Source organism: Pseudomonas sp. P7758 (assembly GCF_013386485.1).
GTDB lineage: Bacteria > Pseudomonadota > Gammaproteobacteria > Pseudomonadales > Pseudomonadaceae > Aquipseudomonas.
Window position 1 is genome coordinate 1 of sequence record NZ_JACARS010000060.1, and the last position, 11,417, is coordinate 11,417.

Sequence of the window (11,417 nt, forward strand, 5' to 3'; positions counted from 1 at the left end):
CAGAGCGTGGGAACGATCCCTCAGGTTGTTTTCCAGGTGATCTGCTCTTCACCGTCTGCGCTGATACGAATCCAGGTATCCGCGCTTTCTTCACCTTCTTCCTCTACCCAGCTGCCCGGCGCGCAACGCACTTCGACGTTCAGCGCGGCAAAGGCTGCGCGGGCGCAGGCGATGTCGTCTTCCCACGGGGTCTGGTCGCTTTCCAGGTACAGGCTGTTCCATTTGCCTACGGCTTTCGGCAGCCAGGTGACCGGTACGCTGCCGGCTTTGCACTTGTAGGTCTGGCCGCGCTGGACCCAGTCGGTGCACGGGCCCAGGGCGGCGCCCAACCAGGCGGCGATGGCCTTGTGGTCGACGTCGGCGTCCTTGAGGTAAATCTCGATATCAGGTTGGCGCATGGATGTTCCTCGTTGCGGGATTTTGAAAATCCATTCGCGGATTCGGTGTGGGCCCCGAGGCCCACAAAAATAATGGGTTATTGAAGCACGAAATAGTCGTAGCGCATCGACACAGTGACCAGCAGCGGTTCGGCGGCTTCGATCACCCGGGCCCGGCGTTCGGCACTGGCGCGCCAGCCGTGGGGCGTCATCGCCAGCAGGTTGGCGCGATCCTTGGGATCGGCCAGGCTGAGCTTGAACTCCAGGGTTTCGCTGTGTTGCAGGCTCATGCCCTGCGGCACCAGCGCCAGGTGCTTGTCGTCGGTGTACTCGCGCACTTCGTCGTACAAACGCTCACGCAGCTCCATCAGGTGGCCGCGGGTCGGGCCGACTTTCATCAAACCACCACCCGGGCTGAGCAGGCGCTTGGCCTCCAGCCAGTCCAGTGGGCTGAACACGCTGGCCAGGAACTGGCAACTGGCATCGGCCAACGGCACCCGGGCCATGCTGGCGATCAACCAGGTCACCGTGGGGTTGCGCTTGCAGGCGCGCTTGACCGCTTCCCTGGAAATATCCAGGGCATAACCATCGGCGCGCAGCAGGGCGTCGGCGATCTGTGCGGTGTAGTAACCCTCGCCACAGCCGATATCCAGCCAGCGCTGGGGTTTGCGTTCAGCGGCCAGTTCGGCCAGGCGCCTGGCCACCGGGGCGTAATGCCCGGCGTTGAGGAAGTCGCGGCGCGCTTCCACCATCGCCAGGTTGTCGCCTGGGTCACGGCTGTTCTTGTGCTGCACCGGCAACAGGTTCAGGTAACCCTGGCGCGCCCGGTCGAAACGGTGCCCGGCCGGGCAGGCTACGCCGTTGTCCACTTCATGGAGCGGTGCGCTGCAAATGGGGCAAGCGAGCATCAGGCGAGCAACTTGATCAGGGTCTGGTAGTAGATTTCGGTCAGCACATCGAGGTCGCTGGCGAGGATGCGCTCGTTGACCTGATGGATCGTCGCGTTGACCGGGCCCAGCTCCACCACCTGAGTGCCGAGGGTCGCGATGAAGCGCCCATCGGAGGTGCCGCCGCTGGTGGACGCCTGGGTCTCGCGACCGGTGACGGCCTTGATGCTGGCGGAGACCGCATCGAGCAACGCGCCCGGTTCGGTGAGGAACGGCAGGCCCGACAGCGCCCACTCCACATGCCAGTCCAGGCCATGCTTGTCGAGAATCGCCGCGACCCGCTGCTGCAGGCCTTCGACGGTGGACTCGGTGGAGAAGCGGAAGTTGAACACCGCCGTCAGGTCGCCCGGGATCACGTTGGTGGCGCCGGTGCCGGAGTTGAGGTTGGAAATCTGGAAGCTGGTAGGCGGGAAGAAGGTGTTGCCATCGTCCCAGTGCTCGGCGGCCAGTTCGGCCAGGGCCGGAGCGGCCAGGTGGATCGGGTTCTTCGCCAGGTGCGGGTAGGCCACATGGCCTTGCACGCCGCGCACGGTCAGGGTGGCGCCGAGGGAGCCGCGACGGCCGTTCTTGACCACGTCGCCCACCAGGGTGGTGCTCGACGGTTCGCCGACGATGCACCAGTCCAGGCGCTCCTTGCGGGCTGCCAGGCGTTCGATCACGGCCTTGGTGCCGTGGTGCGCCGGGCCTTCTTCGTCACTGGTGATCAGGAATGCGACCGAACCCTTGTGGTCCGGGTAGTCGGTCACAAATCGCTCGGAAGCGACCAGCATCGCCGCCAGGCTGCCTTTCATGTCGGCTGCGCCACGGCCGCAGAGCATGCCGTTTTCATCGATCAGCGCGTCGAACGGGTCGTTCTGCCAGGCCTTGACCGGGCCGGTCGGCACCACGTCGGTGTGGCCGGCGAAGCACAATACCGGGCCTTCGTGTTTGCCGTGGGTGGCCCAGAAGTTATCCACATCCTCGATGCGCATCGGCTCAAGCGCAAAACCGGCGTCGCCCAGGCGCTGCATCATCAGCTTCTGGCAATCGGCGTCGACCGGCGTCACCGACGGGCGGCGGATCAGGTCGATAGCGAGTTGGAGGGTCGGCGAAAGGTCGGCGTGGGCCGTCATGTAAAAACTCCAGAAGCATGTCAGGGCGCAAGGCTTATGTGGGAGGGGGGCTTGTGTGGGAGCGGGCTTGCTCGCGAATGCGCCGGGTCAGTTCATACATTGTTGACTGACACTCCGCATTCGCGAGCAAGCCCGCTCCACACAAAGCAATGGCCTGGGCCAAGTCTCACAAAATGGCCGTTATCTTATAGCAAAACGGCGGCCAGAGGCCGCCGTTTAGTGCATTGCGCAGGATTTTAAGCAGCGGCCACAGGCTCTTGCTTCGGTGCCGGTTTCGGCAGCGACGACAGGAACGCCATGATCAGCGCCGCCACATACGGCAGCGACTGCACCAGCAACATCACCACCCAGAAGCGCATGTCATTGCTCGGCAGGCCCTGCACCAGGTAAATCCCCAGTGCCGCACCCCACAACAGCAGCATGATGAACATCTCTTCCCGGGCTTCGGAGATCGCCACCCAGAAACCGTGGTTATCGGCGTTCTTCGGTGTACGGAAGAACGGAATGCTGGTGGTGAAGAACCCGTACAGCACCGCCTTGGCGATGGTGTGCGACAACGCCAGCCCGGCCAGTGCCGCGCAGAACGCATCTTTCAGGTTCACACCCACCGCACGACGGTAGAGGAAGATGATCTTGCCGACCTTGAACACGAACAACGCCAGTGGCGGAATCGCGAAAATCAGCAGCGGCGGGTCAACCCGCGTCGGCACGATAATCATCGCCGCCGACCACAACAAGGCGCCCACGGTGAAGAAGATGTTCATGCCGTCGGCCACCCACGGCAACCATCCCGCGAGGAAGTGGTAGCGCTGGCCACGGGTCAGCTCGGTGTCCTTGCCGCGCAAGAGGCTCGCAGTGTGGCGCTTGATGATCTGGATCGCGCCGTAGGCCCAGCGGAAACGCTGTTTCTTGAAGTCGATAAAGGTATCGGGCATCAGGCCCTTGCCGTAGCTGTCGTGGTAGTACGCCGCCGACAGGCCCTTCTCGAAGACCCGCAGGCCCAGCTCGGCATCCTCACAGATGCACCAGTCGGCCCAGCCCAGCTCTTCCAGCACCGAGCGACGGGTCATGGTCATGGTGCCGTGCTGGATGATCGCGTCACGGTCGTTGCGGGTGACCATGCCGATATGGAAGAAGCCTTTGTATTCCGCGTAGCAGAGCTTCTTGAAGGTGCTTTCGTTCTGGTCGCGATAATCCTGTGGCGACTGCACCACGGCGATTTTCGGATCGGCGAAGTGCGGCACCATGTGCTTGAGCCAGTTTGGCGACACGCAGTAATCGGAGTCGATCACCGCGATCACTTCGGCATCCTTGGCGGTGTGCGGGATCAGGTAGTTCAGTGCGCCGCCCTTGAAACCGGCCAGGGGCGAGACGTGGAAGAACTTGAAGCGCGGGCCGAGGGTTTCGCAGTAGTCGCGCACCGGCTCCCACACGGCCGGGTCCTTGGTGTTGTTGTCGATGATCAGGACTTCGTAGTCCGGATAATCGAGGGCGGCCAGGGCGTCGAGGGTCTGTTTGACCATCTCCGGCGGCTCGTTGTAGCACGGCACGTGGATCGAGACTTTCGGGCGGTAGTCCGAATCCCCTTCAACCGGCAGGAATTCACGCCGGCGTTTGTGGGTCCAGACTGCTTCGGCCAGCTCATGGGCTTCGGTCAGCAACACGATAAATACGCCCAGGGCGCCGAGTGCCAGCAGGAAGCCCACCGTCAAGCTGAACCAGGTGCTGTATTGCTGGCTGTAGTCATAACCGATCCACACCAATACCGACCCGCATAGGAACGCGATAAAGGTCAGGAACGTACGGCCGCGCTGGCGCAGGGCCGAGCCGTCGATCATCAGCAGGGTCAGGGACAGCAGCGCAAGCACCACCGAGCCGATCGCCAGCACTCGCCATTGCGGAATCGCGACCACCGGGCCATCAAAGTTGAATTTCTGCTGGCGTGCGGCGTTGAACACGCCCCAATAGGCGCCTACAGAGCCTTCGTCGCTGGCTTTCCATGGCTGGTCAAACGCTTCGATCACGAAGTAGTTGTAGCCCTGGCGGTTCAGCGTGTTAACCAGCGTGCGCAGGTAAATCGCCTGGTCGGCGGGGGAGGCGTCAGCACCGCCACGCATCCGGCCGTTGCTCGGCCAGCCAACCTCCGACAGCAACAGCGGCTTTTTCGGGAAGGTCTTCTTCAGGTCCCGTGCGCGATCGAGTACGAACTGGCCGGCCTTGTCCACCGGGATATGTTCCCAGTACGGCAGGATGTGCGCGGCGATCAGGTCGACGTGCTTGGCCAGTTGCGGGTTGTGTTCCCAGATGTGCCATTGCTCGGAGGTGGTTACGGGCACCTTGACGGCGGCCCGTACCCGATCCAGCAGCACGATCAGCGCTTCCGGAGTGATTTCCTCGCGGAACAGCGCCTCGTTGCCCACCACTACCCGCACTACGCTGCGGGAGCTGTTGGCGATTTCGATGGCGCGCTGGATCTCGCGCTCGTTGCGCTCGAGGTCCGGACTGATCCAGATCCCCAGGGTCACCCGCAGGCCGAATTCTTCCGCCAGCTTGGGGATATCCCCCAGGGTGCCGTCGACCGAGTAGGTACGGATGTTGTCCGTCAGCTTGCTCATGATCGCAAGGTCCTGACGCATTTGATCGTCGGTCGGATACTGGTCTTTCTGTGGGTACTGGCCTTGCTGGAACGGCGAGTACGAAAAACCGGAGATCTGCTCGGGCCAGTTAGGGGCATTGACCGGGCGGTTGATCAGCGCCCAGAAGCCGGTGAACAGCGCGGCAATTGCCAGCACCACCACCAGGTTGAGTCCAAATTTACGCGATGACATGGCTATTTCGGGTTCCAAAGGGTGTGGAACGAAAAGAGGTGTCGGCCTGCGCCGAACGGCGCGCATCCTACACTGGCCTTTCACCGACCGTACAGCAAGCCGGGAAAAACCGGACATTGGGCAGTGCAACTCGTCGTAAGTTCTCTTACTTGTAGCTTGTAGTTTAAAACTTGTCGCTGTGTAGCCCTATAATGCGCGCCGGTTTTTGGGGTAATGGTCATGAGTACAGAAGATCCACGGTTTGCCGGCGTCGCCCGCTTGTATGGCATTGAAGGCCTGGAGCGCCTGAAGGCGGCCCATGTGGCCATCGTCGGCGTGGGCGGGGTGGGTTCGTGGGCGGCGGAAGCCATCGCTCGCTGCGGCGTGGGCGAGATTTCGCTGTTTGACCTCGATGATGTATGCGTCAGCAACAGCAACCGTCAGTTGCATGCGCTGGACAGCACGGTGGGCAAGGCCAAGGTCGAGGTCATGGCCGAGCGCCTGAAAGGCATCAACCCGGATTGCACCGTGCACGCGGTGGCGGATTTCGTGACCCGCGAGACGATGGCCGAGTACATCACGCCCAATATCGATTGCGTGATCGACTGCATCGACAGTGTGAACGCCAAGGCCGCACTGATTGCCTGGTGCAAGCGGCGCAAGATCCAGATCATCACCACCGGCGGCGCGGGCGGGCAGATTGATCCGACGTTGATTCAGGTGTGTGACTTGAACCGTACGTTCAATGACCCGCTGGCGTCGAAGGTGCGCTCCACGTTGCGTCGCGATTATGGCTTCTCCCGCACTGTGACCCGCCATTACAGCGTGCCCTGCGTGTTCTCCACCGAACAGCTGCGTTACCCGAAGCCGGACGGCAGCATCTGTTTGCAGAAGAGTTTTGTCGGGGATGGCGTGAAGCTGGACTGCGCCGGCGGGTTTGGCGCGGTGATGATGGTGACTGCGACCTTCGGCATGGTGGCCGCGACCAAGGCGGTGGACAAGATAGTGGCCGGGGTGCGCCGGCCTGCTGACAGGGTCAAGGCCCCTTAGATCTCAGTCTGGAATGAAGATCAAAATGTGGGAGCGGGCTTGCTCGCGAAAGCGGTGTATCAGTCGACATCTCCGGTGACTGGCACGCCGCCTTCGCGAGCAAGCCCGCTCCCACATTTAGTTTTGTGTGAGGCTCAGATGCCGCATGCGCTGCAGCACCGCATTCAACCCATTGCTGCGCGACGGCGATAACTGCCGCGACAGGCCCAGTTGCTCAAACCAGCCGGGCAAGTCGACGGCTTGCAGTTCGGCGGCAGACACACCGTTGACCCGCGCCAGCAACAACGCCACCAGCCCGCGTATCAGCCGTGCATCGCTGCTGGCGGCAAACTGCCAATGCCCATCCTGCAAGCGCCCCACCAGCCACACCAGGCTTTCACAGCCCTGCACCAGGTTGGCGTCGACCTTGTCTTCATCCGGCAAGGCGGGCAGCCGCTCGCCCCATTGCATCAGCAGGCGGGCTCGTTGCTCCCAACTGCCGACCGCCTGGAACGCTTCCAGCGCGACAACTGCCTCAGTCGGCAAGCTCATCGCAACATATCCAGGGCTTGATCCAGCGCTTCAAAAAAGCGCTCCAGGTCATCGGAGTCGTTGTACAGCGCCAATGACACCCGAATCGCCCCCGACAATCCCATCTGCTTGAGCAGCGGCATCGCACAATGATGGCCGGCGCGCACCGCAATCCCTTGTTCGGTCAGCAAGTGGGCGAGGTCGGCGTTGTGCACGCCTTCCACCACGAAGCTGGCCAGGGCGACGTGCGGCGACCCCAGCAAGCGCACGCCATTGCGCGCTTGCAAGCCACGCAACAGGTAGTCGTGCAGGGCGGCTTCGTGAGCCGTCACCGCCTGCTGGTCCAGGGAACTCAGGTAATCCAGGGTTGCCCCCAGGCCGATCACGCTGGCGATCGGCGGAGTCCCGGCTTCGAAACCGAGGGGCGCCGGGCGGAAACTGGCGCTTTGATAATCAGCCTGCTGCACCATCTCGCCCCCAAACTGCCAGTGGCGCAGGTGATGCAGGGCTTCGGTGCGGCCATACAGCACGCCGACGCCGTCCGGCCCATAGAGTTTATGGCTGGAAAACACGTAGAAGTCGCAGCCCAGGGCCTGCATATCATGGCGACCATGCACGATGCCCTGGGCGCCATCGACCACCGTCAGTGCATCGTGGGCCTTGGCCAGCGCCAGCAGTTGCGGCAACGGCTGCCAGGCGCCAAGTACGTTGGACAGTTGGCTCACCGCCAGCAGGCGGGTGCGCGGGCCGATCAGTTGGGCGGCGGCTTGCAGGTCGATCAAGCCGCCAGCGTCAAGCGGCAGTACCACCAGCGCCAGCTCGCGACGCTTGGCCAGTTGCTGCCACGGCAGCAGGTTGGCGTGGTGCTCCAGGGCGCTGATGACAATCTCGTCGCCCGGGTTGAATAGGTGCTCAAGGCCATAAGCCAGGAGGTTCAGCGCCGATGTCGCGCCGTGGGTGAAGATGATTTGCCCCTCGTCACCGACGTTCAGCCACTGTGCCACCTTGCTGCGACTGTCCTCGAAAGCCTGGGTCGCGTGGGCGCCCGGCAAATGCTGGGCACGGTGCACATTGGCTGCGCCATTGGCGTAGTAATGGCTGATGGCGTCCAGCAGGGCTTGAGGTTTTTGCGTGGTGGCGGCGTTGTCCAGATAGGTCTGGTCTTGCCGTTGCAGGGTGGCGATGGCCGGAAAATCGGCGCGCCAGGGAGAGGGCACAAGCATGGTGATCAAGACTCGTATAAACGGCCCGCACCGGTCAGGCGCGGGCCGTTAGTGGCATCGAGTCGCTGCTTAGTTGTGAGCGTGCAGCGCTGCGTTCAGTTCGATGGCCGATTTGTGGGTTTTGCACTCCACGGCACCGGTCTCGGAGTTGCGGCGGAACAGCAGGTCCGGTTGGCCGGCCAGCTCGCGGGCCTTGACCACCTTGACCAGCTGGTTCTGCTCGTCCAGCAGCGCAACCTTGGTGCCGGCTGTCACGTACAGGCCCGACTCCACGGTGTTGCGGTCGCCCAACGGGATACCGATACCGGCGTTGGCGCCGATCAGGCAGCCTTCGCCGACCTTGATCACGATGTTGCCGCCACCCGACAGGGTGCCCATGGTGGAGCAACCGCCGCCCAGGTCCGAACCCTTGCCGACGAACACGCCAGCCGACACGCGGCCTTCGATCATGCCCGGGCCTTCGGTACCGGCGTTGAAGTTGACGAAACCTTCGTGCATCACGGTGGTGCCTTCGCCTACGTAGGCGCCCAGGCGGATCCGCGCGGCATCAGCGATACGCACGCCGCTCGGCACCACGTAGTCGGTCATCTTCGGGAACTTGTCCACCGAGAACACTTCCAGCAGGTCGCCACGCAGGCGCGCTTCCAGTTGACGCTCGGCCAGCTCATTGATGTCGATTGCGCCCTGGCTGGTCCAGGCCACGTTCGGCAACTGCGGGAACACACCGGCCAGGCTCAGGCCGTGAGGCTTGACCAGGCGATGGGACAGCAGGTGCAGCTTGAGGTAGGCCTCAGGCGTGGAGGTCAGTGCGGCGTCTTCGGCCAGCAGGGTGGCGACCAGCGGCGTGTGGCTTTCAGCCAGGCGGCTCAACAGGGCGGCTTGGGCAGCGTCGACGCCCTTGAGCGCGTCAGCCAGTTGCAGGGCCTGGGTGACGGTGAAAGTGATCGCCTGGTTGCCTTCGGTGTAACCGAGGATCGGCGCGATGGCCGCGATGATTTCAGCCGATGGATTGAGCAGCGGTTGTGCGTAAAACACTTCCAGCCAAGCACCTTGGCGGTTCTGAGTGCCGACGCCGAAGCCCAGGCTGAACAGGGAATTGGACATGCTGTTACCTCTACAGAAATGGAGTGGGCTGGCCTACTTGAGGGCCGCCGAATAGCTATCTGGCTTGAAGCCAATCAGGGTTTTGTCACCGAGATCAAGCACCGGGCGCTTGATCATCGAGGGTTGCGCGAGCATCAATTCAATGGCTTTCGCTTGGTCGAGATCGGCTTTGCGTTCGTCTTCGAGTTTGCGAAAGGTGGTGCCCGCACGGTTCAAAACCACCTGCCAACCGTGCTCATTGCACCATTGGGTCAAGTGTTCGCGGTCGATACCGGCCGTCTTGTAGTCATGAAACTCATACTGGATAGCGTGCTCATCGAGCCAGGTGCGCGCCTTTTTCATGGTGTCGCAGGCTTTGATGCCGAAAAGGTGCAACGTTTTGCTTGAAGCGGTCAAGGAATTGCCCCCCTTTGGGCTCACGCAGATTAAAGGTCACGGATTATGCCATGGCCAGCGGCTTTCGGCGCCGCTCGTCACACTTACGTTTTGCTCGTGTGCGACTTTTGTGCAAAGGCCATCGCGCAGCATAGGCGGCTAATATGGCACTTCAACGGCGAGTTGTTGCCTGATGTGTGTTGTTGCAAGTTGATTGTCTGGGAATCCCGCGTTATGCAAACCGCCTACACCGTACTTATCCTGCTGATGCTGGTCAGCGTTTCGCGCCTTGTCGGGCGTGTGATCCCACTGCCGTTACCACTCGTGCAGATCGCCGCCGGTGCGTTGCTGGCCTGGCCGACCCTGGGGCTGCATGTCGCCCTGGACCCTGAGTTGTTTCTTTTCCTGTTTCTGCCGCCGCTGCTGTTCTCTGATGGCTGGCGCATGCCCAAGCGTGAATTGTGGCGCCTGCGCGGGCCGATCCTGACGCTGGCGGTGGGGTTGGTGCTGTTTACGGTGGTGGGGGCCGGTTACTTCATTCACTGGTTGTTGCCGAGTATTCCCCTGCCGGTGGCCTTCGCCCTGGCGGCCGTGTTGTCGCCGACGGATGCCGTGGCGGTGTCAGCCATTTCCCAGAACCGCTTGCCGACGCCACTGATGCACATGCTCCAGGGCGAGGCGTTGATGAATGATGCCTCGGGCCTGGTGACCTTCAAGTTCGCCCTGGCGGCGGCGCTGACCGGCGTGTTCTCGCTGGCGGATGCGAGCCTCACCTTTGTGCTGGTGGCCGTGGGTGGGCTGGCGGTCGGTGTGGCGTTGAGCTGGCTGGTCGGCCGCCTGCGTGCCTGGATGATCGCCCGGGGCTGGGACGACCCGGCGACGCACGTGGTGTTCATGTTGTTGCTGCCATTCGCCGCCTACGTGCTGGCGGAACGCCTTGGCGCCTCGGGCATCCTGTCGGCGGTGGCTGCGGGCATGATGCAAAGCTGGCTCGACCTGCTGCCGCGCCAGACCAGCACCCGGTTGCTCAACCGCAGCGTCTGGTCGCTGCTGGAGTTTGCGTTCAACGGCTTGATCTTCCTGCTGCTGGGCCTGCAACTGCCTGACATCATCAAGGCGGTGGTCAGTCACGAGCCGACGCTGTGGCCGACCTTGTTGTATCGCTGCCTGGACGTGATCGCGATTTTCCTGGTGCTGGTGGTGTTGCGGTTTATCTGGGTGCAAAGCATCTGGCGACTGTCGGGTTTATTGCGCCGGATTCGTGGGAAAAGTGAGCTGACGCTGGTGCCCACCGCGCGGTCCTGCTGGTTGCTGACCGTCGGTGGCGTACGCGGTGCCGTGACCCTGGCGGGTGTGATGTCGGTACCGTTACTGCTTGCGCCGGGGCAGGATTTTCCCGAGCGCGACCTGCTGATCTTCATCGCCGCCGGTGTGATCCTGCTTTCGCTCGTCGCGGCCTGCATCGCTTTGCCGCTGCTGTTGCGCGGCATCGAGAAGAGCCCGGATGAGAAACGCCACAATGAAGTGCGCGAGGCCTGGAAGAAGACCGCCGTGGCTGCTATCCATGCCCTGGAAGCCGAAGAACCCGCTGAAGCTGCACCCCAGGATGCCGCCCAGGCAGCCTTGGCCACCGAGCTCAAGGCGCGGTTGATGTCGGAGTATCGTCATCAACTGGAAGTGTTCAACGATTCGGCCGAAGCCCAGGCGCTGGCGTTGCAGATGGATCAACTGGAGCGCAAGTTGCGGCTCAAGGCCCTGCGGGCGCAGCGTCTGGAACTGTATAGCCTGAGCCGTCACCATCAGATTGGTGATGATGTGCTACGGGAGGTGTTGGCGGATCTGGATATGAGCGAGGCGAATCTGGGTCATATCAAATAACACCGCGGTGCTTGCTTGTGGCGAGGGAGCTTGC

General features: G+C 62.5%; 10 protein-coding genes. 2 read left to right on the forward strand and 8 right to left on the reverse strand.

Annotation, left to right across the window (positions count from 1 at the left end):
- Positions 1-20: 20 nt before the first annotated feature.
- From HX873_RS13130 to HX873_RS13145, 4 genes are all read right to left on the reverse strand, one after another.
- Complete coding sequence (locus tag HX873_RS13130) at positions 21-398, reverse strand: hypothetical protein (protein ID WP_008430491.1); 378 nt, start codon at positions 396-398, stop codon at positions 21-23.
- Positions 399-475: 77 nt separating this feature from the next.
- Entirely contained in the window at positions 476-1,285 is an 810-nt protein-coding gene (locus HX873_RS13135; RefSeq protein WP_008430489.1) for a putative RNA methyltransferase, read from the reverse strand.
- Positions 1,285-2,436, reverse strand: coding sequence for a succinyl-diaminopimelate desuccinylase (gene dapE / locus HX873_RS13140; RefSeq protein WP_008430488.1), 1,152 nt, complete (start codon positions 2,434-2,436; stop codon positions 1,285-1,287). The genes HX873_RS13135 and dapE overlap by 1 nt, the downstream gene beginning before the upstream one ends.
- Before the next feature lie 236 nt (positions 2,437-2,672).
- A complete protein-coding gene (locus HX873_RS13145) occupies positions 2,673-5,264 on the reverse strand; it encodes a glycosyltransferase (RefSeq protein WP_003219347.1) in 2,592 nt (863 codons plus the stop codon).
- A gap of 219 nt (positions 5,265-5,483) precedes the next feature.
- Here HX873_RS13145 and tcdA point away from each other — a divergent pair, with 219 nt between their 5' ends.
- On the forward strand, positions 5,484-6,293 hold the full coding sequence (gene tcdA, locus HX873_RS13150; protein ID WP_003219345.1) for a tRNA cyclic N6-threonylcarbamoyladenosine(37) synthase TcdA: 810 nt from the start codon (positions 5,484-5,486) through the stop codon (positions 6,291-6,293).
- 117 nt (positions 6,294-6,410) lie between these two features.
- Here the strand turns inward: tcdA and HX873_RS13155 are convergent, their stop codons facing one another.
- The 4 genes from HX873_RS13155 to HX873_RS13170 all read right to left on the reverse strand — a co-directional run bounded on the left by HX873_RS13155 (position 6,411) and on the right by HX873_RS13170 (position 9,526).
- Complete coding sequence (locus tag HX873_RS13155) at positions 6,411-6,824, reverse strand: SufE family protein (protein ID WP_177069010.1); 414 nt, start codon at positions 6,822-6,824, stop codon at positions 6,411-6,413.
- A complete protein-coding gene (locus tag HX873_RS13160; RefSeq protein WP_008432246.1) occupies positions 6,821-8,026 on the reverse strand; it encodes an aminotransferase class V-fold PLP-dependent enzyme in 1,206 nt (401 codons plus the stop codon). Before HX873_RS13160 ends, HX873_RS13155 begins: the two co-directional genes overlap by 4 nt.
- Before the next feature lie 69 nt (positions 8,027-8,095).
- Positions 8,096-9,130, reverse strand: a complete 1,035-nt coding sequence (dapD, locus tag HX873_RS13165) for a 2,3,4,5-tetrahydropyridine-2,6-dicarboxylate N-succinyltransferase (protein ID WP_003219342.1) — start codon at positions 9,128-9,130, stop codon at positions 8,096-8,098.
- Between the two features lie 33 nt (positions 9,131-9,163).
- The gene (locus HX873_RS13170; protein ID WP_003219341.1) at positions 9,164-9,526 is read right to left on the reverse strand and encodes an ArsC family reductase; all 363 of its coding nucleotides are present in this window, start codon (positions 9,524-9,526) and stop codon (positions 9,164-9,166) included.
- Between the two features lie 213 nt (positions 9,527-9,739).
- Between HX873_RS13170 and HX873_RS13175 the strand changes: the two genes are divergently transcribed.
- Positions 9,740-11,383 carry a Na+/H+ antiporter gene (locus tag HX873_RS13175; protein ID WP_003219338.1) on the forward strand — a complete coding sequence of 548 codons (1,644 nt, stop codon included), beginning with the start codon at positions 9,740-9,742 and terminating at the stop codon, positions 11,381-11,383.
- Positions 11,384-11,417: the final 34 nt, after the last annotated feature.